Below are 24,294 nucleotides of genomic sequence, written 5' to 3'. Positions count from 1 at the left end.
TTTTTATGTATAATTGAATTAAAGAAAGGGAATATATGAGTTGTATAGATATACATTTAAGAAAAAATATTGAAAAATTAAGATTTTTAGAGTTGCCGAAGGAATATTTTAGAGATTGTGATGATTTTATTTATGATAATGAGATACAGGTTCCTATTTTTACCGATTATTTGGAAGAAATGATTTTAAAAAAGAAAGAAGGAATATCTATTGGTGAAGCATTAAAATCTATGGGATATGTGATGGGGATAGATAAGGATTTTAAGTACAATAATTTATATTTTAAGATTATTCAAAAGTATATATCGAATCCGACTGCTTTTTTTTCTAGTTATGCCAATACAGAATATAACAAAGGTGAGTATAGGAATGCCATTATCATATTATCATGTATTATACACTTTTATAGTACCGAACTGGATGTACTGTTTAATTATGCAAATCTTTGTAAAGGAATGATTGATAGAACGAATAATCCGGAGGAAAAAGAAAACTTTTATTATGAAAGTAAGCGGGTATTTAAATTGATTGTAAAACACAATCCTCGATTTGCTATGGCTCAATATCAGTTAGGCTTTTTTTTCTTGAATGATAATTGCTTGGAAGATGCAAAAAATAGCTTTGAAATTGCAAAAAAATATATATCGGAAGATAATATGGATATTTTGGAAGATATTGATATCCAAATAAATAATATTAAAAATATTAACTCCTTGAGTATAATTGAAAAATTAATAGAGGAAGGAAATATAGATTTGGCTATTAGGGATTTGTATAAATTCCACCCTTTTCGAAATGAAGAGAAGTATAAAAGATTTTTCCTTTTGGGATATGGTTATAGAATTAAGGGAGAGTATAAAAAGGCAATAGAGCATTATTCACACGCTTTTGACTTATGTAATACAGAGGTTGAATTGATTTCTGAATTGGCTCTTTGTTTTGCCATGATGAATGATTTTGAACAAGCGGAGGAACTATATTTAGCAGCGTTGGATTTATCACCGGATTCTGCAGTATTATTATGTAATCTATCTATGGTGTATATGAATATGAACGAGCTTGGATTATCTGAAAAATATATAAAACAGGCATTGGATTTAGATGATAAAGATGAGATTGCTCTATCTGTTTGGAGAGCTTTAAAGAAATTAATTTAGTGTTATGTGAGATGGTGGTCGGTGAAGGATTTGAAATTGTATTTGGAAATTTTTTTTAGTTTTTTTAAAATTGGAATGGCAACTATCGGTGGAGGATATGCGATGATTCCTATTATCCAAGATGAGATTGTAAATAGAAAACGATGGATTTTAGAAGAAGAATTTATAGATATTCTATCTGTTGCACAAACAACTCCCGGACCTATCGCTGTTAACACATCTGTTTTTGTAGGATATCAAACAAGTGGTATGATAGGAGCTATCATGGCCGTATTAGGTTGTGTATTGCCTTCTTTTTGTATTATTAGTATCATTGCTACTTTTTTTGTAAAAATAAAAGATAATATTTATGTTAACTCTGCTATGATGGGAGTTAAACCTGCTGTAGTAGCATTGATTTTTTCTTCTGCAATAAAAATTTATCAAACATCTAAATTACAGTATTCCACAATACCATTTATCGTTATAGTTATTTTTCTGATTTGTGTATTAAAAATAACTCCTATTTTATTGATTTTATTTGGAATTTTAGCAGGATTGGTATCTTGTAGAAAATCGGAAGGGAAGTAAAGTCAATGTTATTTATCTTGTTTTTTACTTTTTTTAAGATAGGATTGTTTAGTTTTGGTGGAGGATATGCAATGCTTTCTATGATTTATCATGAGGTTGTAGAAAATTCGAATTGGATTACACCATCTGAGTTTACTGATATTTTAGCAATTTCGCAGATTACTCCGGGACCAATATCTATTAATAGTGCAACGTATATTGGAATTTTGAATCATAAAGGAATTTTAGGAGCAGTATCTGCTACCTTTGGGGTAGTCCTACCTTCTTTTATTACTACCATTATTTTATGCAAATTTATTATAAAATTTAAAGATAATATCTATATGGAGTCTGTATTTACATTTTTGAGACCTATTGTTGTTGGATTTATTTTTGCTTCCTCCATTATGTTGATGAATAGAAATAATTTTGTTGATTGGAAAAGTGGTATTATATTTTTGGTTTCTTGTTTATTGTCATACTATAAGAAAATAAATCCAATTTTTATAATTATATGTTCTGCTGTTATAGGTATATTATTTAGAGGATAAAAATACTTTATTAGCATTGTTTTTACAATAGAAATTATTGTTTTTTTATAAAAAGTAAGATAAGATATTTGTAGATGTATTCTCAAAATAATGCGTAGATGGAGTTGATTTTTTTGTGGGAAATAAAAGATGTTTTAATTAATATGCAATTAAAAGATATTGTTGATATTTTAATTGTATCGTATATTTTTTATAATTTATATCTTTTAATAAAAGAAACAAGAGCAGAGCAATTAATGAAAGGTATTTTAGTACTACTGGCGATAACAAGAATTGCAGAAGTGTTAGAGTTACAATTGTTATCTTGGTTGCTAACTCATACCATTCAAGCGGGAATGTTTGCGCTATTAATTGTTTTTCAACCTGAGCTACGTAGAATATTAGAGTATTTAGGACAGACAAAATTTCTTTCTACCAGTATTACGAATTCCTACACGAATAATGACAATTTTATTTTAGAATTGGTGGAGGGAATGATGTCATTATCAAGACAAAAAATAGGAGCGTTGATTATTTTAGAAAGAAAGACGGGAATTAATGAAATTATTCAAACAGGGACTAAGATTGATGGGGAGTTGACAAGACAACTTTTAATTAATATTTTTATTCCTAACACGCCTTTACATGACGGTGCTGTTGTAGTGAGAAAAAATAAAATTGCTGCTGCGGGATGCTTTCTTCCATTGACAGAAAATAAATTTTTAAACCAAGAATTGGGTACGAGACATCGGGCAGCACTTGGGATTAGCGAACGGTCAGATTGTATTTCTTTAGTAGTTTCAGAAGAAACAGGACATATTTCCATTGCTCAAAATGGAAAGTTATATAAGGATTTGAAAGAAGATACTTTGAAATCTTTGTTAAAGAAAGGTTTGGAGGAAGAGCAACCGAAGTATAGTTTTTTAAAGAAAAGAGGAGAACAAAAATGATGAAGAACTTTTATAAAAAAAATGCAAAAGTCAAGTTGATTGTTCTTTTTTCTTCTTTTATCTTATGGATTTATGTAATGGGTGTCGTGGATCCTATTATTACGAGAGATATTACCATAAACGATATTTCCTTTATATATGAAAATTCTAATAACAACATGGAATTTGTTCCGATAGATGATGTTCAAACTGTTAGAATACAAATGAAAGGAAAGTCCAGTGATATTACAAATCAAATCTCTAATGGAATTGGTGTAACCGGAATTATTTCCAATCCTAAGATTGGGGAAAATACTGTTATGTTAAAAACAGAACTTCCTGCAAAAATTCATTATGAGTTTATTCCGAAAGAATTTGTAGTAAAGTTGGATACTATAGCTGTGCAAAGCAGGACTATTGAGATAGACGTTATTGATGAATCAACAACAGCCGAAAGAGTCTATTCTATAGAGAACAATATCACATCTACTTATGTAGAAGGTGCCAGTTCAGAGTTAAAAAAAGTAGAAAAAATTATAGCAACTGTTAAATTAGACAACAGAAAAGAAAATTTTAGTGAAAAATTGGAGTTATATGCAGTTGATAAAAATGGCAAGAGAATGAATACAGTGCATCTAAGTGATAAGTATGTTTTTGTAAAGGTATCGTTTAATTACTCTAAAGAGGTAGATGTTGTTCCTAATATAGTTTCTTATAATGGTGAGAAACTTCGTTTAAGCGCTTATTCGACGGAACCAAATACAATATTGCTTACAGGGGATACCAAATCGCTTGATATGCTAACAGAAGTATATACAAAGCAGATTCCTTGTAATAATATTTTAGCTTGTATAGGAAATCAAATAGAGCTAAATAATGTTGATGGTTTATCTATGGAACCTAGTAGCGTAAAAATTACTCGCATAGATGAAAATATATTACAAAAAGAGATAAAATATGATGTTTCCGAGATTATATTTAAAAATTTTTCATCGGAAGAAATAGAAAAAGTAAAAAATATTTTGAAAGAGTCTATCATAGCAACAGTGTTGTACAGTAAAGAGTTGGATTCTGAAATCGATAAAAGTAATGTAACTATTGTTTTGGATAAAAATAACACGGACAATGTGACTAAAAAGGTATCATTTCAGTTGGTAACAAGACTTCCGATAGACTCATACAAAGTAAATGTAAATGAAATATTTTTAGGTAATTAGCATATCAGAATATAGGTGTAGATTTAAGATTAAAAATTTAGAAGTGGAGATTATATTTCATGAGAAAATACTTTGGAACAGATGGAATAAGAGGGGTTGTAGGTAAGGAGCTTACAGCAGAAATTGGATATAGAGTCGGTGCTGCCGGAGCTTATGTGTTTAAAAAAAACGGACATTGCACAGATGAAAATATTAAAGTGATTATTGGGACGGATACCAGAATTTCAAAAGATTTATTGTCTTCTGCTATTTCGGCGGGAGCCATGAGTGTGGGTGCGAACGTAATTGACGTGGGGATTATTCCAACTCCCGGAGTAGCTTATTTAATACGGAAGTATAATGCTGATATTGGAATTGTGATTTCTGCTTCACATAATCCTTCCGAATATAATGGAATTAAAATTTTCAATTCCAACGGTTTTAAATTGGCAGATGAAATTGAAGAAGAAATTGAATATTTTATTGATTTTCCGTACAAAATAGATAGTATTGGTTTGGGAGTAAAGTTGGGAGGTATTACTCCGGAAGAGGATTATATTACTTTTCTAACGAATTGTATTCAAGGGAATCTTGAAGGATTAAAGTTGACTATGGATTGTAGCAATGGTGCTGCGTACCATATTGCTCCTGAAGTATATAGTCGTTTAGGTGCCGAGGTTAATGTTATTCATAATTCTCCTGATGGATATAATATCAATCAAAATTGTGGGTCAACTCATTTAGAGCATTTACAACAGGAAGTATTAAAAAACGGCTCTGATATGGGAATAGCATACGATGGAGATGCTGATCGATTTTTAGCTGTTGACAACAAAGGAAATATTGTTGATGGGGATCAAATTTTATTAATTTCAGCAGCGTATTTGAAGGAAAGAAATAGACTTAAAAATAACACATTAGTAGTTACGGTGATGAGTAATCTGGGCTTGAAACTAGCTGCTAAAAATTTGGGGATAGATTTAGCAATCACCAATGTAGGAGATAGGTATGTTTTAGAGAAGATGTTGAAAGACGACTATTCTGTTGGTGGGGAACAATCAGGACATATGATATTTAAGGAATTTAATACAACAGGAGATGGAATATTATCCTCATTGATTCTTTGTGAGATTTTGAAACATACAGGTAAGGATTTGTTTTCTTTATCAAAAATAATGACAGTTTATCCTCAAGTTCTTTATAATGCCAAGGTAAAAGCGGAAAACAAGGCCAAGTATTTGGATGATGATGAAATACAAAATAAAATTAAACTAATTGAAGAAAAATTCAATGGAGAGGGCAGAGTTTTGATTCGACCTTCCGGTACAGAACCTTTAATCAGGGTAATGATAGAAGGAAAAGATTATAAAGAAATAGAAACAGAGGCAAAAAGATTATCTGTTTTTATAGAAGATAGATTGTCTTAAACTTAAATTGTTTATGTAATATATGATTTAAAAAATGGTGAAGTTATAATATGTACTTTATAATGAATCCATTTTTTATGCATAAATGGGAAGAAATAGGTACTTTTTATGAAGAAAAAATTAATTATCGAAGATAGTTCTTTCTTAACGAAGGTAGCATATTTGAATCAAGGTACTGTTGAAAGAATTGAGATTATAAAGAAAGACTATCATATTAAAAAAAATCAAATTTATCAATGTAGAGTAAAAAAAAATATTGTATCTTCCAGCGGTAAGCTGGTAGATTTAGGAAATCAAGAATTGGGTTTTTTGCAAGTTAATAAAGATTTAAAAAATGGGGATGTGGTAATAGCACAAATAAAGAAGGAGCCTATTTCCAGCAAACTTGCAAAGCTAACCGATGATATTAATCTATCAGGAGAGTATGTAATATATCTTCCGTATGGAAAAGAGATATTTCTATCGAATAAAATAAAAAATGATACTCGTTCCGACAAACTAGTGAAGAAGCTTAGTACGGACTTTTTGAACATAGGTTTAATTGTACGAACTGAGGCTATTGAGGTGGATTATGAACAGGTAAGGGACGAAGTAGAGCGCTTAGTAGACCTTTTTAATGAAATAATGAAAAAAAAGAAAGAAGGAGTGATTGGATTACTTTATGAACAAGATTCTTTGTCAGATTTTTTTCATCACTTTCGATTTGATACAATAGATGAAATTATTTCAAATAGCCAAGAAATTATTTCAAAAGTCAAAGATTGGGCTCGTTCAAAAAAGATGCGTCCTGAATATATATTTCAGGAAATAGACCTATTTGGCAGTTGTGGAATTTCGCTAACAAAATTATTTTCTAAAAAATATGAGTTTGGAAATATTAGTATTATCATAGAACCTACAGAAGCATTTACAGCGGTGGATGTCAATAGTGGATATCAGGAAAGACATTGTTATATGGATGATATGGCTTTGGAAGTGAATCTTAAGTCGTGTAAATATGTAGTAGATTTAATTATCAAAAAAAATATTTCAGGAATTATTTTAATTGATTTTATTGATATGAAAAAACATGGATATCAAGAAAAACTTTTGCGTCGATTGAGAGAAGAGTTTAGAAGAGATATCAAAAAAGTTAGCGTGCTGAATATTACTTCCCTAGGAATTGTTCAAGTGATTAGACAACGAGAAAAAGAAAATATTATGGATATGATTTCTTTTTCTTGTCCTTTGTGCTCAGGAAGTGGGTATTTGAAATCTCCACTTATTTTATTGGATGAATTGGAAGTAGAATTAAGAAAGTATTTGTATCATAGAGAATTAAAAAAAGGAAATATTTTAGTTTTAGCGCCTGGTTATATGAAAAGTTATTTTGATAAAAATCAATCTTTTTTGGAATCTAAATATGGTGTTAGTATGAATATTAAATATGAAGATTATATGAATGGAGTCAAATTATTGTAGAGAAAGGGGTTTTATCTTGATTGTAGCTGACAATTGGAAAGATTATGAGATATTAGATGCTAATTCCGGTGAAAAATTAGAGAGATGGGGAGATATTGTACTACGAAGACCTGATCCTCAAATTATATGGAACAAGTCGATTGATGAGTATTTATGGAATTCAGCACATGCAAGATATTTACGAAATAATAAAGGCGGAGGATATTGGAAATTTTATAAAGATATTCCTGATAGTTGGGAAATTAAATATGGCAACTTGAAATTTTCAATTCATCCTACGGGTTTTAAACATACCGGTTTATTTCCGGAACAAGCTGTTAATTGGGATTGGATTTCAAAAAAAATTAAATCTTCGACCAAAGATGTAAAAGTATTAAATTTATTTGCATATACAGGTGGAGCAAGTTGTGCAGCTTCAAACGCAGGAGCAAGTGAGGTTGTTCATGTGGATGCTGCAAAAGGGATGGTTCGTTGGGCAAAAGAAAACAGTATTCTTTCCGGATTAGAAAACAATAAATTTCGTTTTTTAACAGATGATGTATTCAAATTTATCGAAAAAGAGATTCGACGAGGAAATAAGTATGATGCGATTATTATGGATCCTCCTTCTTATGGAAGAGGACCAAAAGGAGAAATTTGGAAGATTGAGAACAAATTTAACGAGTTGTTACAACGTATCAAAAAAATATTAACAGACGATTTTTTGTTTGTTCTTATTAATTGTTATACAACAGGCTTTTCAAATATTGCTTTAGAAAATATTGTGAAGATAGAATTTTCTGATATGAATAGAAATATTTATTCGGGACAAACGTTATTACCAATTACTTCAGGAGATTTGTATTTGCCTTGTGGAATTTATTGTAGAGTAGAATAGAAAAAGAAATAATCTATTCTGATTTATGTAAAATATAGGAGAAAATGTTTTATGAGAAAATTTTTAGTTATTGACACATCAGCTTTGCCGGATATTTATGAGAAAGTATTATATGCAAAAGAGTTATTGCGGATGAAAGAAGTAAAAGGAATTAATGAAGCTGTTCGTTTAGCAGGGATATCAAGAAGTACTTTTTACAAGTACAAAGATTATGTATTTTCTTTGTCTGAGTCTACATTGACTAAGAAGGCAACAATACATTTTATGTTAAAACATGAGAAGGGTATCTTAGCAAGTATTTTACAAATATTGGCCGACAGTAAGGCTAATATTTTGACAATTAATCAAAATATTCCTATTCATAATACAGCAGATCTTTCCATCACATTTGATATGAAAAATATGGATATACAAATTGAAGAAATTTTAGAAGAAATATCTGCTTTGGATGGTGTTGTGAATGTTGAGATAATTGCTTTGGAATAAAAAAATTATTCCTTCTGAATTTATTAAAAACTTGTCATTTGATAAATCTGTTAAATAAAAGGAAATGGGTCTCTTTTGTAGAAATATATAAATATAGTTTTTATAGGAAACAGAGGTTAAAATGAATTTTGACAACAGTTTTATAGAAAAAATAAAAGATGAGAATGATATTGTGGATGTTGTTTCTGAGTATGTGTCATTGAAGGGTACACATGGAAATTGGATGGGGCTATGTCCGTTTCACAATGAAAAAACACCGTCTTTTTCTGTGAATCAGAATGGACAATTTTATAAGTGTTTCGGGTGTCAGAAGTCAGGAGATGTAATTTCTTTTATTCAAGAAAAAGAACGATTGGAATTTGTAGATGCAGTGATTTTTTTAGCTAACAGAGCAATGATTCCATTGCCTGAAAAAAAAGAATACTCTGTAGAGGAAAAGAAGGTTCAAGAAGAAAAAGATATCCTTATGAGAATTAATCTGGAGGCAGCTCGTTTTTTTAGGGAGTGTTTATGGAAGAATTTGTTTGCCTTGGAATACTTAGAAAAAAGAGATTTAAATAGAGAAATCATTCTTCACTTCGGATTAGGATATGCACCATTTAATAATGATTTATACGAAAAATTAGAAAAATTTTATACGGAAGATGATTTGTTGAAAAGTGGTATTTTCCTAAAAAGAGATAATGGAGAGATTACTTGTAGATTTAAGAATAGAGTAATGTTTCCTATTTTTAACCCTAAAGGTAAGGTGATTGCCTTTGGTGGGCGCGCTCTTAATGATTCTTATCCACCGAAGTATTTAAATTCTCCCGAAACAATCATTTTCTTTAAAAAAAATAATTTGTATTCTCTTAATTTTGCGAGGAAATCAATTTATCAAAAAGATGTTATTTTGGTAGAAGGATATATGGACACTATTACATTACATCGATATGGTTTTTCTAATACAGTAGCATCTTTAGGAACTGCTTTTACAGAACAACAAGCAGAATTGTTGAAAAAAAATAAAGTGAAAAATGTTTATCTCTGTTATGATTCTGATAATGCAGGGAGATTAGCTGCAAAACGTGCAATGGATATTTTGTACAAACAAGAATTGGAAGGAAAAGTTGTTATTTTAGACGCAGAGAAAGATCCGGATGATTATTTAAAAAAGTATGGTCCTCAAAAATTTGAACAATGTTTAACAAATGCTCTTAATATTATTGACTTTGAATTATATTTGCTGAGTAACGATGTTGATTTGGAAAAAGAAAACGATAAGTTATTATTTGTCAAAAATGCTGTTTCGGTATTAAAAAAGTATGAAGAAAAGATACCAAACAGTTTTGTTTTAATAGAGCAAGCATTAAAAAAAATATCTTTTTCCACCGGAATTTCCATTAAGTCTTTAGGGCAAGAAATGTATGGGAAGTATTTTAGTCCTAACCAATTTCATAATCATAGTATTGAGAAAGAACATGTTGAAAAAATAGAAATTGATTTTCATGATTATGATAAGGAAAAGATGTTGATAGATTCCATTTATCATTATGGAATAGACGAATATATTACTAAATTTTCAATAAAAGAATCGGATTTTTTTTCAGAAGAGAATAGAAGCTTATTCCGGCAATTGCTTGCACAAAAAAAAGATTGTTTCGAAGACAGCTTTTCGCGTGATGGTATATGTAAAATAGAAGATATGCCCACATTGATTTATAGCATACGTCAGGATAATATTCGTAGAAGTATTGATATCTTGAAAAAAAGACAACGAGAACTTATGCAGAGTGGACAATGCAAGGATGAACTGATTCGTATAGGAATTGATATCATATCCTTACAGAAAGAATTAAAAAATATAAAGTAGTTTAATCTTAAATAAGAAAGGGATATTTATATGATTAAAGAAGAAAGTAAAGAAAAAATGAAAGAGCTTCTTGAAAAAGGAAAAAATAAAGGAACTCTGACTTATATGGAATTGGCAGAGATATTGAATCCTATTGCAGTTAATAAAGATGACATTGAAAACATTTATGAAACTCTAAATCAATTAGGGATTGAAATTATTGATGAAAATACACCTAAAACACATGTTAATTTAGATGATATAGAAGAACCGGAATTTACGGACGAAAAAGACTTAGAAGAGACTAAGGTAGAAGAAGATTTATCAGTTCCGAAAGGAATATCTGTTGATGATCCTGTCAGAATGTATTTGAAGGAAATTGGAAAGATCTCTTTACTGTCTGCAGAAGAAGAAATAGAGTTAGCACAGAAGATGGATCAAGGAAGTGAGCTTGCTAAGAAAAAATTAGTAGAAGCAAACCTACGATTGGTAGTTTCAATAGCAAAACGATATGTTGGAAGGGGAATGCTTTTTCTTGACTTAATCCAAGAAGGAAATTTAGGACTGATTAAAGCAGTAGAAAAATTTGACTATACCAAAGGATTCAAATTCTCCACCTATGCTACATGGTGGATTAGACAAGCGATTACCAGAGCAATTGCAGATCAAGCAAGAACAATAAGAATACCTGTTCATATGGTTGAAACAATCAATAAGTTAATTCGAGTTCAGAGACAATTATTGCAAGAACTTGGAAGAGAACCTAGACCGGAAGAAATTTCTAAAGTAATGGATATGAGTGTAGAGAAGATAAGAGAAATTCAAAAAATTTCTCAGGAACCGGTTTCTTTAGAGACGCCTATAGGAGAAGAAGAAGATAGCCATTTGGGAGATTTTATACCTGATGATGATGCATTGGCTCCATCTGAAGCAGCTGCATATTCTTTGTTAAAAGAACAGCTGGAAGAAGTATTATCCACATTAAATGAAAGAGAACAAAAAGTCTTGAAATTAAGATTTGGACTTGAAGATGGTAGAACCAGAACTTTAGAGGAAGTTGGAAAAGAATTTGATGTCACCAGAGAAAGAATTAGACAAATTGAAGCAAAAGCATTAAGGAAATTAAGACATCCAAGTCGCTCTAAAAAATTAAAGGACTATTTAGAATAAGATATATTTGCGGACTTCAGGATGTATTCTTTTCAACGTTATTTTTAGGAAGAAAGATGATTTATTACTTAAATTATGGAATGAGCAAAAAATAAAGTTGGATAAAATTATATTTTCTTGATTTAAAATCTATCATAAACTATGCTATAATAATGCGAAAGCATTATTATAGATTTAGAGTCTGTCACATCATTTGGGAGGAATAGGAAAATGGAGTTATTTAAAAATTGGCAAAAAATGGCATATGAACCGAAAAATCAACAAGAATATGAATTGTTTTGGAATGAATATTTGCCAAAAGAAGCAGAAATTTATAAGTATTTATTGGAAAATAAAGAAGAAACTGTAACTGGAACAGTTTCTGAATTGGCAAAAAAATTTAATATAGATGATGTTACTTTTGTTGGTTTTATAGATGGAGTTAATACTTCTCTAAATACAGAGCTAGATGTAAACAACTTGACTTCTGATTCTAAAATTTCATTAGATTTAAATTTTGAAAAACTATATTTTAATATGTTGGATGCCAAAGCAGATTGGTTATATAATTTGGAACAATGGAATGATATTCTTACAGAAGAACAGAAGAAAACTATCAAAAAAGAATATGATAAAACAAAAACTGTTGTAAAAGAAGTTAAAATCGGAAGAAACGATCCATGTGTTTGTGGGAGTGGAAAGAAATACAAAAAATGTTGTGGAAAGTAAATTTGATATTGCAATTTAAGGTTTTATTTCATAGGTTAATTGTAAAATGAAAATGAACTAAAAAAATTCCATAGAAAATCACGTTTGGTATAATTGAATCACCACAAAACAAAAAAACCAAAGGTGATGACTATGGAATATAATAATACTACAGCAAATTCAAGAAAAAATAAACATTTAAACGATTTCGAAAGAGGACAAATTCAACTTCTGCATAATAAAGGATATTCAGCATACAAAATAGCAAAAGAACTTCGTAGAGCATCCAACACCATAAGAAATGAGTTAAAAAGAGGTACAGTAACTCAAATAAAAGGAATACATGATGTACAAGTATATTATCCGGATACAGGTAAGTTAGTATATGAGAAGAATCGAAAAAATTGCAAAAAGAAATTTAAAGCCTTGAAATGTAGCAAATATTTAGACTTTGTAAAGCAAAAGTTTAATGAAGAAAAATGGTCGTTAGATGCAATTTGTGGATATGCAAAGTTAAATAAGCTATATGAAGGTCAAAGAGTCTGCACCAAGACATTATACAATTATGTAGATATAGGTCTAATAGGAATAAAATCTATTGATTTGCCCTTAAGAGTGAAAAGAAAACCGGCTAAAAAACGAGTAAAAGAAAACAAAAGAAAACTTGGAAAAAGTATAGAAGAAAGACCGCAAGAAATAGAAACAAGAAAAACATTTGGAAATTGGGAAATAGATACAGTAATACCAAAGAAAAACAAAGAAGAAGCATCATTAATAACCATAACAGAAAGAAAAAGTCGAATGGAACTAATCTTAAAATTAAACAGAAGAAAAGCATCCATAGTAAATGAAACATTAAAGAACACATTGAACAGATTGAAGGAACCACAAAAAATATTTAGAAGCATAACAAGTGATAACGGCTTAGAGTTTGCGAAATTATGTGAACTTGAAAAAACATATATAGGAAACATCTATTACTGTCATCCCAATAATCCCCAGGAAAGAGGAACAAATGAAAAGCACAATAGCCTAATCAGAAGATTTCTACCGAAAGGAAAATCATTAAATGATTATGAAGAAGAACACTATATAAAGATAATGAATTGGATGAACAATTTGCCAAGAAAAATCCTAAATTACCGCACTCCTATAGAAGTTTTTATAGAAGAACTAAATAACTTAGGACTTTTAGATGATAATGAGGAATTAGTTCAATTTGATATTGCAATTTAAGGTTTTATTTCATAGTTTGATTTGTGATTAAAAAAAGCTTGAAAATATTTGAAAATACGTTTATAATACTAAAGTATAGCCCATATAACTACAATTTTTTTGCAAGTTAAGCAATAAGTGTTAGCAGTGAGGGGAGGGATAGTTGTGGCAACAGAAATTAAAGTAAAAGAAAATGAGTCTTTGGATAGTGCATTAAGAAGATTCAAACGTCAATGTGCTCTTTCCGGAGTTATGCAAGAGGTTAGAAAAAGAGAACATTACGATAAACCAAGCGTGAAAAGAAAGAAAAAAGCAGAAGCAGCAAGAAAGAAAAAAAGATAATTAAGATATAGAGGTGTTAGATAGATGACTTTAAAGGATCGACTTACAGATGATTTAAAAGAGGCGATGAAAAATAAGGAACAAGTAAGAAAATCCGTTGTCACTTTGATTCGAGCTGGAATTAAGCAATGTGAGGTAGATACTCGTCAAGAGTTGACTGATGAGGACATCATATCCTTAATTTCAAAGCAACTGAAACAAAGAAAGGATGCTTTGGTAGATTTTGAGAAGGCAAATCGTACAGATTTGATTGAACAGACGAATCAAGAGATTGCTATATTAGAAAATTATCTCCCTGAACAACTCGACGATGTTGAGTTAAAAGAGATTATTACTAAAGTTGTAGAAGAAGTTGGAGCGACTTCAATGAAAGATATGGGAAAAGTTATGGCTAAAACTATTTCACTTGTACAAGGAAGAGCAGATGGAAAGAGGATTAACGCCATGGTAAAACAAATATTGGGATAATATTTGGATATATAAATTTATAAATAAGAAATATGAAAGAAGATGAGGCTCTACAAGAATTTTATAGATTCTAGTAGAGCTCTTTATTTTGTAGGTGTTAGAATGATAAGGACAAAATTATTATCAAATAAGGACGGAATAATTACCTGGTGTGCAATAGTAATGGTGATTATGGTAATGTTTATTCAAAGACAATATATTGCTGTGATGTCTGATTTTTTGATGGCTAAATATCAAATAAATATTTCGAAAGCAACAAGACTAGTAAATGCTACACTATATGGTTATGCTGTTATGCAAATTCCAATGGGAATGTTATTAGATTACTTTGGGGTGAGAAGAGTGTTGATTATATCATGGCTTGTTGTATGTATTTCAACACTCGTTATGACAGTTACTTCCTGCTATGGGACTGCTCTATCTATGAGATTTTTTATAGGTGTTGGTATGGCTTCATCTATTACTTCTATTATGAAAGTTCAAACAATTTGGTTTGATGAACATTATTTTTCACATCTTTCTGCCGGAATGGCACTTATTTCTAATGTTGGTAATCTTGTTGCAACAGTACCCTTATCCTATTTAATTTCTAAGATAGGAGGACAAAACACGATGTGGGTAATATCTTTTATTACTATGGTTTCCGTGTTATTGTTATTTTCTTTTGTAAAAGACAAAAAAGAAGAGATACCGGAAGAGATAAATATAAAAACTTCACTGTCAGAAGTGTTATGCAATAGAAAATCTTGGAGTCCGATTATTATTATGTTTACATTCATCTCTACATCAACTTCTTTATTTGGATTTTGGGGTATTCGATTTTTTTCAGAAACATACCGTTTGTCTGTAGTAGATGCTTCGAAGTATATGGCATTTTTAAGCTTAGGATTTATGTTAGGGGCTCCTTTGGTTTCCATTATGGATAAAATATTCGATAGAAACAACAAACTAAACTTAAACATATTTTCCGGAATATATCTTCTAATGTGGATTTATATTATGCTGAACAGAGGAAAACCACCACTATACATTATGCCGTTTCTTTTTGTTATGATGGGAATGGTACTTATGTTTCATCTTCTACCATTCACTGTTATCAAAAAAGTAAACAAAGTAAAGAATGCCGGAATTGCAACAGCGACAGTAAATTCCATGGAATTTTTTGGCAGTTCTATTTTAAATTTTTTGATAGGATTAATTGTCTTAAGAGGAGTATCAGTAAAAAATGCAATGACAGTATATTTGATTTCAGCATTAGTATGTTTTATATCTACTTTTTTTATCAATGAAAATTTTGATAACTCGGCAGATTCTGTTATGAAAGTAGATATATTTGAATCGTAGGTGTTAATAGTATGAGAGTTATCGTTATTTTATAGTGTTTTTTATTATGTTTTTCAAATTATTATTTTAATATTCTATATACCGATAAAAAGTCTGGGAAGACGGAACAGATTTACAAAAATATGGAAGAATAGTAAAATATATGAATCAAAGTTATATTTATTATTGTAAAGACAAAGCGGTTATCAAAATAAATAATCGTTTCAAAAATACTATTTATGTTGAAAACAGGAAATTTGTTTTGTGAATAGATAGTTTTAATTAGATAAACAGTTATGATGGGATGGTAGAATGAAGAAACAAAAACATGTGGTTGTTATAGGAGGAGGAGCATCGGGTATTGTTGCTGCCATATCAGCTAAAAGAAATGGAGCAGATGTTACTCTTTTAGAACGAAATTCTCGTGTTGGGAAAAAAATATTAGCTACAGGGAATGGGAGATGTAATCTGACTAACATAAATTCAGATATTAATTTCTATAATGGTCAAAATCCAAAATTTATATACAGTACATTTGGCCAATTCGGTATCCAAGAGACCTTGTCTTTTTTTGAAAAATTAGGAATTGAGTATAAAGTGGAAGCAAATGGAAAGGTTTTTCCTATGTCAGATCAATCATCTTCTGTTTTAGACGTACTTCTATATGAATTGAATCATCTTGGTGTTACAATAATTACAGATTGCTATGTGACAGAGTTGAAAAAAAATAAGAGAACTTTTTTAGTAAAATCTTCTGATAACAAAACTTTTTTATGCGATTCCGTTGTTTTTGCAACTGGCGGGAAGTCAATGCCTTCGAGCGGTTCTGACGGGAGTGGATATGAATTAATAAAAAAACTTAACCACACGATAGTCCCTGTATTTCCATCTCTTGTGCAACTGATACTGCAATGTGATTTTTTAAAAAGAATAGATGGAGTAAAATTTGTAGGTAGAGCAGATTTGATAGTAAATAAAAAGAGTTGTTCCACAGATAGAGGAGATATTTTATTTACATCATACGGTATTTCAGGACCACCGATTTTACAACTTAGTAGAAAAGCGGGAGAGTTTTTACAAAACAATAAAGAGTGTTACATTAGATTATCTATATTGGATACTATGACCGAAGATGAAATACAAAAAAGATTAGAAAGAAGATTTGAGGATAATTCTTATAAAACAATATTTGAATCAATGATAGGGTTGGTTAATAAGAGATTAATACCGGTAATTTTATTAGAAGCAAACATTTCTAATCAAAATAGATTGGCTTCTACATTAACTAAATTAGAAAAGAAGCAGATAGCTTCTTTATTGAAAAAGTGGGATTTTCAAATTATTGGGACAAAGGATTGGAATAACTCTCAGGCTACGGCAGGTGGCGTAAATACAAATGAGGTTTATTCAGACACACTGGAATCAAAAAAAGTGGAAGGACTATTTTTTTCAGGAGAAGTGTTAGATATTGATGGGCAGTGTGGAGGATTTAATTTGCAATGGGCTTGGTCATCCGGTATGTTAGCAGGAAGAAATGCAGCTACATTATAAAGAAATTTTGTTTGGAGGGAAGGAATGCTTCGTATACAGAACATAAAACTGTCATTGGAGGAACAAAAAGATAATACAATACCAATTGAAACAATAAAAAAGAAGATTTGCCAAAAATTAAAATGTAATTTAAATGAAATTATGGATATAAAAATATTTAAGAAGTCAATAGATGCTAGAAAAAAACAAAATATCCAGTTTGTATATACAGCGGATGTATCTTTTTTGACACCTGACATAGAAACACATTTAATGAACAAATACGGAAAAAAAGGGATTTCTCCCACACCGGACATGAGTTATGAGGAAGTGTCATCCGGAAATCAAATTCTAACAAATAGACCGGTAATTGTCGGTTCAGGTCCTTCGGGATTATTTGCTACTTTATTGCTATCAAAGCGAGGATATTCTCCTATTTTAATAGAAAGAGGAGACGAAGTAGATAATCGGATTGAGAAAATAGATGCTTTTTGGAAAAGTGGAATTTTAGACACAAATAGCAACGTTCAATTTGGAGAGGGTGGCGCCGGAACTTTTTCAGACGGAAAATTGACCACTCTAATAAATGATAAAAGATGTAGGCATATTTTGCAACTTTTTATAGAATGTGGAGCCCCTCAAGACATCCTGTATAATAGCAAACCACATATAGGTACTGATATTTTGAGAAAAGTTGTTAAAAATATTAGGTCTAAAATTATAGAATATGGTGGAGAAGTAAGATTTCTTTCTCAGCTAACTGATATTGTGTTAAATGAACATAATGAGTTGCACTCAATTGTTCTAAATGAAAACGAGGAAATCTTGTGTGATGTGATGTTGCTCGGAATTGGTCATAGTGCAAGAGATACTTTTGAAATGTTGTTTCATCATGGAATTAATATGATTCCAAAGTCTTTCTCTATAGGAGTAAGAATAGAGCATCCTCAGAAGCTAGTCAACATAGCTCAGTATGGAGATAGTTATAATAGTCTGGTTTTTGGTTCTGCAGATTACAAATTGGTCTACCATTCTACTAGTGGCAGATCTGCTTATACGTTTTGTATGTGCCCGGGAGGGTATGTAGTGGCTGCAGCCTCTGAGGAAAATATGTTGGTGACAAATGGGATGAGTGAGTACAACAGAGATGCCGATAATGCAAATTCTGCACTTCTTGTAGGAGTGACCCCTGATGATTTTGGTGGTCCAAGTCCTTTAGATGCTATAGAATTTCAAAGAAGGTGGGAAAGCAGAGCATTTGAATTAGGGGGCAATAATTATTCTGCTCCGATTCAAAGAGTAGGGGATTTTTTAGGTGTCGATATGAAACATGATGATATGACTATCATTCCTTCTTATAAACCGGGTGTAAAATTTGCAGATTTGAAAAATTGTCTTCCTGATTATGTAATTGATACTATGAAAGAAGCTCTGATATCTTTTGACAAAAAGTTAAAAGGTTTTGCAAATCCGAATGCTATTTTAACCGGAATTGAAACAAGAAGTTCTTCTCCGGTTAGAATTTTAAGGAATCTTGACCATATGTCTAACATAAAAGGAATTTATCCCATGGGTGAGGGCGCCGGCTATGCCGGCGGAATTATGTCTTCTGCGGTAGATGGACTCAAAACAGCCGAAAAGATTATCGGACAGTATGTTCCGCTGAAAAATAGTAACATATAAAAGAAAATAATTTAATATGATAGAGAGGAAGTAATAGTGAAATTTAAAGAATTTAATTTAAGAAAAGAACATATTCTTGCATTACAAGATATGTATATTGAGAATCCTACAGACATTCAAAGTAAAGTGATTCCTAAAATGAGAAAAGGAAACGACATTCTTGCACATGCTCAGACAGGAACAGGAAAGACTCTTGCATTTTTAATTCCTATTTTAGAGAGTATTCCGGATATTTCATCTGGAATAAAGAGTCTAATTATTGTTCCTACAAGAGAACTATCTAATCAGATTACTGATGTTTTAAAATACTTTCAAAAGTATAGAAGTTTGTCTGTAGTGAATGCATCAGGAGGACATAATATTACTACACAAATTCAAAAATTATCTTCAAATACAGATATTGTTGTAGGGACTCCAGGTAGAGTATTAGATTTGTTAAGAAATGGAAATATCAATTTTAAAAATATAGATAGTTTTGTAATTGATGAAATGGATCAGATATTGGCATTTGGATTTTTAGAAGATGTAATTTTGTTGATGAATAAAACTCCAAGAAAAAAACAGGTTTGTATGTTTTCGGCTACTGTTTCTCAAGATGTAAAAAAGTTATCAAAACAGTTTATGTTAAATCCCATCTATTTGACAGCTGAACGAGGAGAAGTGGTATTAGATAATATTAGTCAACTAATTGTTCAAACAAAAGATTCCAGAAAATTAAGTTCTTTAATGTATTCTATAGAAAAAATCAATCCGTTTATGTGCATGATTTTTTGTAATTCTAAAAAAAATGCTGAGAAATTGTACTCTGATTTTATTCATCATCAGTATAAGAATATGGAATTATTACATGGAGAAATGTCTCAAAATAAACGTGAGAATATTTTGAAAAAATTTAGAGAGTTAAAAGTACAATATTTGATTACTACCGATTTATCTGCAAGAGGAATGAATATTGAAGGTGTCAGTCACGTTATTAATTATGATATTCCAAGAGATGTGGAGTATTATATTCATAGAATTGGCAGAACCGGACGAATGAATCAGATAGGATACGCAATATCCTTTGTGACAGAAAAGGATATTGCAAATATGAAAAAAATTCAAAAACGAATTAAAAAGACAATACCAGTTGTTTATGATACCAACGACAAAGAACGTGAAAAAATGGAATATTCTTTTTAGAGGCGATTCACACTGTGCTTTATTTGGAAAGATAATTGCCAATTTAATCATTTGAAAAAATATTTAATAAGTATTGATATCAGAAAATTAGGCACTTAAGTAATTAGGTGCTTTTTTTTATGAATAGTATTGGGAACCAATGCTAATATCTGATTAAATTTATAGTAAGAATTTGGTTTTTTTTGATGTTATTATAATTTATTCTTTCTTTATAATTATACACTTTTAAAATTAGTGTTTATACTATTAACTATTAGAACAGACAGGTTGAATACTTTGAACCATATAATTCTCGAAATTATTTTTCAGCAATTGTACATTATGCATATCCGTCATTTTAAACGGAGAATAGTATTAGTATAAGTATAAAATCAATGTGACATAGAAATTTGGTTAAATTGACATAATTTTTAATTTTAAGAAAATCTTTTCTTTCGTATTTTTTATAATTTTAAATGAAATGAGTACGCATTGTATTTTCAGAAAAATAAAAAGTTTATTGAAAAAATTAAAGAGGAAGCAATTGAGATAAGTAGGTTGTATAAATTATCTATCATTATAAATATGGTAATGATTTCAAGAAGGAGATAAACGTAAGATAGTGATAAAACTAATGATTTAAATTTTATTTTTTTACAAGGATATATCTTATTAGTGTGATATAATTATAGAGATATTATAGTAGCTATGAAATAGGTTGTGATATTTATGAAAAAAATAAGTATGAAAATTAGATTTTTATTAATAATGACAGTATCGTTGTTTATGATGACTTCATGTGTAAAAATTTATACACCGGAGGAATTAATTAAAGCGCCTGAATTGAATATCGAAAACAAGGAAATAAAAGATGCTTTAGCTCAGATGCTTCCTCAAGATGCCGTTCTATATAGTACCTCTAATTTTAATAAACTAAAAACCAATACCCTTTCACAAGGGAAGTCATTTTTTTTGCAAGATTTTGATAATGATGGTACAGAAGAAGTTGTCGCATTATATAAAAATTCTAAAATGCAAACATTTGGAGTTATTATTTTAAAGAAATATAGTGGTATTTGGATTAAAGCTCAAGAGATAAAAATTAATTCAATAGAAATATTGGATTTTGATATTGTCGATATTGATGACGATGGGCTGAATGAGATAATTATAGGGTATATTGATGGAAATGAAAAACGAATTCTCTCTGTATTTCATCAAGAAAGATTAGGTTTAAATGAAATATTTAAATCAGAATATTATTCTTTTACATTTTCTAATATTGGCGAACAAAACAAGTTGTTTTTACTTATTTCTAACTTTGGTTCAGAACCATTAACGAATAAGGTAAAACTCTTCCAATTTACAGAAAATTCTTTTAGAAAGGTAGATGAGTTGATTTATCCGAAAGGGTATAATCCATATAATGTACAAGTAGGTAAAATAGATCAGGAACATTTTGGTATCTTTGTAGATCTTTTTGTTTATGAATCATATGGTCAAAGTGATGTATTGATGTTACAGGAAGGAAAGTTAAAAAGTATTTCTTCGGATTCTAACAATATCAGTACAACACAAGATACTCCCATTGCTTGTAGTGATATCGATGGCGATGGAATTATAGAGGTTCCGCAAACTTCTTCTATTATGTTACCTAATGAAGGTTTATCTCATAGAAAGGATCTTTTTGTGAGAAACTACTATAAGATTATTTCTTTATCTCAGTTGAAATTAGTTGCCCAAGTATATGAAGACACAGTTGATATGAAAATTCGTATCAATTTTCCATTTGAATTTTTTAATAAAGTGTTAATTAGTAAAGACCCATATTCAAATAAGTTGACATTGTATTATTGTCCTGAAGAAACAGCTTATGAGGCAGAAGGATATCCATTCTTGGAAATTTTGAGTTTGGATGTAGGATATAAAAATAGATATAAGGACTATATCTTTGTACATGAAGATGAAAATACTATTATTGTAGCTCGTCCGATTGATGAAAGCGATAAGGTGCCAAAAAGGTTTTTAAGAGAGTATGAGGGAATATTGAATTTATCAGAATTTCCTGATGTATTTTTAAAAAGAGCAGAGTAAAGGAGAATTGTATGAAAATGCTTATTTTAGAGGATGAAATGTCCATTAGAAGTTTTGTGACTTTGAATTTTAAAAGAGAAGGATTTGATGTTTTGGAGTCTGATACAGGACTATCCGCTATTAAAATATTTGATGAAAATCCAGATATTCAATTGGCAATATTAGATGTGATGATACCCGATATAGATGGATTTGAGGTATTGAAGTATATTCGAAGTAAAAGTAAAAATGTAGGAATCATTATGTTAACAGCTCGTACTCACGAGCAAGACAAGGTGATGGGATTAGAGTATGGTGCGGATGATTATATCGGAAAACCGTTTAGTCCGGCTGAGTTAATTGCCAGAGTACGTTCATTGATTAGAAGATTATCCATTAAAGATGAAAACGTTAACGTTATAGTATCAGGAAGATTCAAGTTGGATGTTGCAAACAGGAAGTTTTTTCGTGACGAAACTGAAATTGAGCTCACTCCGAAAGAATTTGAAATGTTGCAATTATTCCTGACAAACAGACATAAATCTTTATCCAGAGACTATATTTTAAACCAAATATGGGGAGATAATTATTTTGGAGATTTGAAAGTTGTAGATGTGAATATTAGAAGAATTCGAAAGAAAATTGAGGAGGATGCAGCAAATCCAACATACTTAAAAACAATTTGGGGCTATGGATACAGATGGGAAGATGAATAGGATGAAAAAATGGATTCAAAAGTTAAATTTTAATTTAGATTTTAATAATATTTCTATTCGTATGAGAATTTTATTAAGTTTTAATATTACAATAGTATTGACAATTATTGTGATTCAAATTATTTTTTCGATATTTGTAAAATCATATTATTATTCCGGTGTAGAACAACTTTTGAAAGATAAGGCTAATTTTAATTCGAATTTTATTAATATATATGCACCAAGTAAAGACATTCATGAAAAATCGAAATTATTAATTAAAAATATGACGGACTTAGAGAGAGAAAAATATTTTGTTCAGGTTATTGATCATAGTTATAATGTAGTTATGGATTTAGATGATTTTTCTAGTATTTCTAAGATAACCTCTGTAGATGTTAAGGATGCTATGGATGGCAGAGTAGGGGTATCCATAGAAAAGACAGAAAATACAGACGAAAAAGTGATGTCTGTTTCTATGCCTCTTAGAAAATATAATACTGTTATCGGAGTTTTGAGGTATACTACATCCCTTCAGGAAATAGATAGGGCAATTAAAAGATATTATACCCAAAGTTCAATAGTTGGAATGTGCGTTCTTACTTTGTTTCTGTTAATCTCATTAGTTATATCTAAATCTATCACGATTCCTATCCGTAAACTAAATATGGCAGCAGATGAAATGGCAAAAGGTGATTTTGATGTTCGTGCTGAAAAAATATATGATGATGAAATAGGGCAATTGGCAGATACTTTAAATTATTTAGCCTCTGAGATTACGAAGTCGGAAAAAATTAAAAAAGATTTTATTTCTTCAATTTCGCATGAGTTAAGAACTCCATTGACATCAATAAAAGGATGGGGCGAGACTTTACTGTTGGATGCAGAAGAAAACGATGACTTGAATATGGGTTTGAGTATTATCTGTGCAGAAGCGGAGAGATTAGGGAACATAGTAGAAGAATTGTTAGATTTTTCAAGATTGGAATCTAATGCCATGAAGGTATTCAAAGACTGGGTTAGTCCTAAAAAGATACTACAAGAGGTGTATAATCAATTTTTACCAAGAAAAGGCTCTTTAGAGTTCAAATGTGAATTGAAAGGAAAAGATAGTTTAATCTATGCTGATAAAAATCGTTTAAAACAAATATTTATTAATTTAATTGCCAATTCTATGAAATTTACTCCTCATGGAAGTATTTTTGTAAGTGCAGAGGGGTTCGATGATAGAGTAGTCTTTGAGATTTGTGACACAGGTATAGGTATTGCAAAAACGGACTTAGAGAAAGTAAGAGAGAGATTTTATAAAGTAAATATCAATGCACCTGGAAGTGGGATGGGCTTATCGATTGTTGAGGAAATATTAAAATTACATGATGCAACAATGGAAATTTATTCAGAAGTTGGAGAAGGTACTACTGTTAAAATTATTTTTCCCATTAAAAATGCATCATATTCATAGGAACAGATAGAATGAAAAGTGTAAGAATAAAGGGGTATTATA

Annotated in this window: 22 protein-coding genes; all 22 read left to right on the top strand. The window is 30.2% G+C overall.

Going from position 1 to position 24,294, the window contains the following annotated elements:
* Window positions 1–35 precede the first annotated feature (35 nt).
* The 22 genes from HMPREF0389_RS01345 to HMPREF0389_RS01240 all read left to right on the top strand — a co-directional run bounded on the left by HMPREF0389_RS01345 (window position 36) and on the right by HMPREF0389_RS01240 (window position 24,252).
* Complete coding sequence (locus HMPREF0389_RS01345) at window positions 36–1,157, top strand: tetratricopeptide repeat protein (RefSeq protein WP_014261944.1); 1,122 nt, start codon at window positions 36–38, stop codon at window positions 1,155–1,157.
* A gap of 21 nt (window positions 1,158–1,178) precedes the next feature.
* A complete protein-coding gene (locus HMPREF0389_RS01340) occupies window positions 1,179–1,727 on the top strand; it encodes a chromate transporter (RefSeq protein ID WP_207635082.1) in 549 nt (182 codons plus the stop codon).
* A gap of 5 nt (window positions 1,728–1,732) precedes the next feature.
* A complete protein-coding gene (locus tag HMPREF0389_RS01335; RefSeq protein WP_014261942.1) occupies window positions 1,733–2,257 on the top strand; it encodes a chromate transporter in 525 nt (174 codons plus the stop codon).
* Window positions 2,258–2,355: 98 nt separating this feature from the next.
* A complete protein-coding gene (cdaA, locus tag HMPREF0389_RS01330; RefSeq protein ID WP_014261941.1) occupies window positions 2,356–3,186 on the top strand; it encodes a diadenylate cyclase CdaA in 831 nt (276 codons plus the stop codon).
* Window positions 3,186–4,382 (top strand): CdaR family protein, encoded by a 1,197-nt coding sequence (locus HMPREF0389_RS01325; protein ID WP_156775224.1) that lies wholly within the window; start codon window positions 3,186–3,188, stop codon window positions 4,380–4,382. Before cdaA ends, HMPREF0389_RS01325 begins: the two co-directional genes overlap by 1 nt.
* A 59-nt stretch (window positions 4,383–4,441) precedes the next feature.
* Window positions 4,442–5,788, top strand: coding sequence for a phosphoglucosamine mutase (gene glmM / locus HMPREF0389_RS01320; RefSeq protein WP_014261939.1), 1,347 nt, complete (start codon window positions 4,442–4,444; stop codon window positions 5,786–5,788).
* A 108-nt stretch (window positions 5,789–5,896) separates the two neighbouring features.
* A complete protein-coding gene (locus HMPREF0389_RS01315) occupies window positions 5,897–7,249 on the top strand; it encodes a ribonuclease E/G (protein WP_014261938.1) in 1,353 nt (450 codons plus the stop codon).
* Between the two features lie 13 nt (window positions 7,250–7,262).
* A complete protein-coding gene (locus tag HMPREF0389_RS01310; RefSeq protein WP_041250924.1) occupies window positions 7,263–8,126 on the top strand; it encodes a class I SAM-dependent methyltransferase in 864 nt (287 codons plus the stop codon).
* 51 nt (window positions 8,127–8,177) lie between these two features.
* On the top strand, window positions 8,178–8,612 hold the full coding sequence (locus tag HMPREF0389_RS01305) for an ACT domain-containing protein (RefSeq protein ID WP_014261936.1): 435 nt from the start codon (window positions 8,178–8,180) through the stop codon (window positions 8,610–8,612).
* A gap of 121 nt (window positions 8,613–8,733) precedes the next feature.
* Complete coding sequence (gene dnaG / locus HMPREF0389_RS01300) at window positions 8,734–10,464, top strand: DNA primase (RefSeq protein WP_014261935.1); 1,731 nt, start codon at window positions 8,734–8,736, stop codon at window positions 10,462–10,464.
* A 30-nt stretch (window positions 10,465–10,494) separates the two neighbouring features.
* Entirely contained in the window at window positions 10,495–11,613 is a 1,119-nt protein-coding gene (gene rpoD / locus HMPREF0389_RS01295) for an RNA polymerase sigma factor RpoD (protein WP_014261934.1), read from the top strand.
* Between the two features lie 210 nt (window positions 11,614–11,823).
* Window positions 11,824–12,321: an SEC-C metal-binding domain-containing protein gene (locus HMPREF0389_RS01290; protein ID WP_014261933.1), complete on the top strand. Its 498-nt coding sequence runs from the start codon at window positions 11,824–11,826 to the stop codon at window positions 12,319–12,321.
* Between the two features lie 132 nt (window positions 12,322–12,453).
* The gene (locus HMPREF0389_RS01285; RefSeq protein ID WP_049770186.1) at window positions 12,454–13,536 is read left to right on the top strand and encodes an IS30 family transposase; all 1,083 of its coding nucleotides are present in this window, start codon (window positions 12,454–12,456) and stop codon (window positions 13,534–13,536) included.
* Between the two features lie 144 nt (window positions 13,537–13,680).
* On the top strand, window positions 13,681–13,857 hold the full coding sequence (gene rpsU / locus HMPREF0389_RS01280; RefSeq protein WP_014261932.1) for a 30S ribosomal protein S21: 177 nt from the start codon (window positions 13,681–13,683) through the stop codon (window positions 13,855–13,857).
* Window positions 13,858–13,881: 24 nt separating this feature from the next.
* Window positions 13,882–14,325, top strand: a complete 444-nt coding sequence (locus HMPREF0389_RS01275) for a GatB/YqeY domain-containing protein (protein WP_014261931.1) — start codon at window positions 13,882–13,884, stop codon at window positions 14,323–14,325.
* Window positions 14,326–14,427: 102 nt separating this feature from the next.
* Complete coding sequence (locus tag HMPREF0389_RS01270; protein ID WP_041250742.1) at window positions 14,428–15,669, top strand: MFS transporter; 1,242 nt, start codon at window positions 14,428–14,430, stop codon at window positions 15,667–15,669.
* A gap of 291 nt (window positions 15,670–15,960) precedes the next feature.
* Complete coding sequence (locus HMPREF0389_RS01265) at window positions 15,961–17,199, top strand: BaiN/RdsA family NAD(P)/FAD-dependent oxidoreductase (protein WP_014261929.1); 1,239 nt, start codon at window positions 15,961–15,963, stop codon at window positions 17,197–17,199.
* A 24-nt stretch (window positions 17,200–17,223) separates the two neighbouring features.
* Complete coding sequence (locus HMPREF0389_RS01260; protein ID WP_014261928.1) at window positions 17,224–18,861, top strand: NAD(P)/FAD-dependent oxidoreductase; 1,638 nt, start codon at window positions 17,224–17,226, stop codon at window positions 18,859–18,861.
* A 36-nt stretch (window positions 18,862–18,897) separates the two neighbouring features.
* On the top strand, window positions 18,898–20,043 hold the full coding sequence (locus tag HMPREF0389_RS01255; protein WP_014261927.1) for a DEAD/DEAH box helicase: 1,146 nt from the start codon (window positions 18,898–18,900) through the stop codon (window positions 20,041–20,043).
* Window positions 20,044–20,751: 708 nt separating this feature from the next.
* The gene (locus HMPREF0389_RS01250) at window positions 20,752–22,116 is read left to right on the top strand and encodes a hypothetical protein (RefSeq protein WP_014261926.1); all 1,365 of its coding nucleotides are present in this window, start codon (window positions 20,752–20,754) and stop codon (window positions 22,114–22,116) included.
* Between the two features lie 11 nt (window positions 22,117–22,127).
* Window positions 22,128–22,811: a response regulator transcription factor gene (locus HMPREF0389_RS01245; protein WP_014261925.1), complete on the top strand. Its 684-nt coding sequence runs from the start codon at window positions 22,128–22,130 to the stop codon at window positions 22,809–22,811.
* Window position 22,812: 1 nt separating this feature from the next.
* Window positions 22,813–24,252, top strand: coding sequence for a HAMP domain-containing sensor histidine kinase (locus tag HMPREF0389_RS01240; RefSeq protein ID WP_014261924.1), 1,440 nt, complete (start codon window positions 22,813–22,815; stop codon window positions 24,250–24,252).
* Window positions 24,253–24,294: the final 42 nt, after the last annotated feature.

This window comes from Filifactor alocis ATCC 35896, assembly GCF_000163895.2.
GTDB classification, from domain to species: Bacteria; Bacillota; Clostridia; order Peptostreptococcales; family Filifactoraceae; genus Filifactor; species Filifactor alocis.
Note: the sequence above shows the minus strand (reverse complement) of the source record. Positions and strands in the feature narration are given on the sequence as shown.